This window comes from Pseudoalteromonas sp. S4492 (assembly GCF_005886115.1).
In the GTDB taxonomy this organism is placed as follows: Bacteria; Pseudomonadota; Gammaproteobacteria; order Enterobacterales; family Alteromonadaceae; genus Pseudoalteromonas; species Pseudoalteromonas gelatinilytica.
In genome coordinates this window covers 1-348 of record NZ_PNCP01000138.1, presented here as the reverse complement: position 1 = coordinate 348, position 348 = coordinate 1, and the positions used below count along the sequence as shown (strand labels likewise).

Genomic DNA, 348 nt, shown 5'->3' with positions numbered 1-348 from the left:
CCACACAGATGATTGTTAATTGTAAAGAGAACAACACTTATTGTTTGGGTCTGTAGCTCAGTTGGTTAGAGCGCACCCCTGATAAGGGTGAGGTCGGTAGTTCAAATCTACTCAGACCCACCACTTCTTTGAAGTGGCAACTAAACAGTAAGTACCAGCATATGTGGGGCTATAGCTCAGCTGGGAGAGCGCCTGCCTTGCACGCAGGAGGTCAGCAGTTCGATCCTGCTTAGCTCCACCACTTTTACTCCTTAAAAATAAACATTCTTAATCAGGTAATAAACTGCTTGAGAATAGAGTGTGTTTAATTTTGAGAAGTTTATTCTCTTGCTCTTTAAAAATTTGGAA

2 tRNA genes are annotated in these 348 nt (G+C 42.0%); both read left to right on the top strand.

Annotation, left to right across the window (positions count from 1 at the left end):
- Window positions 1-46 precede the first annotated feature (46 nt).
- A tRNA-Ile gene (locus CWC28_RS21195) sits at window positions 47-123 on the top strand.
- A gap of 42 nt (window positions 124-165) precedes the next feature.
- Window positions 166-241 (top strand) — tRNA-Ala (locus CWC28_RS21190).
- Window positions 242-348 lie beyond the last annotated feature (107 nt).